The sequence below is a fragment of the Hoeflea sp. BAL378 genome (assembly GCF_000759435.1).
In the GTDB taxonomy this organism is placed as follows: domain Bacteria; phylum Pseudomonadota; class Alphaproteobacteria; order Rhizobiales; family Rhizobiaceae; genus Hoeflea.
Genome location: NZ_JRJG01000256.1, coordinates 1 through 225, shown reverse-complemented (window position 1 = coordinate 225; position 225 = coordinate 1). Strand labels below are relative to the sequence as shown.

The 225-nt window shown below is 55.1% G+C and carries 1 pseudogene; it reads right to left on the bottom strand.

Annotated elements, in window-relative coordinates:
• A pseudogene (locus tag LL06_RS27845) lies at positions 1-225 on the bottom strand (aldo/keto reductase); the annotation flags it as partial.

Below are 225 nucleotides of genomic sequence, written 5' to 3'. Positions count from 1 at the left end.
CTTTTGTCGTGGGTTTGATGAGGGTCCGCGCCAGATACCAGAAGAAGGACAAGTCGTGGAATGACCCGATCTTACGACTGACCAGGTGCCCCTGGGCGAGGACAGTGCCGATGGCAACTCCGATGCCGGCATCAGCCAACTTGTTGATGATCTCGTTGCGGTCGAGCTGGAGAACGTTAGCGTCAATGAGAACCATGTCAAACACATCGGGGTACTTGGCGATCT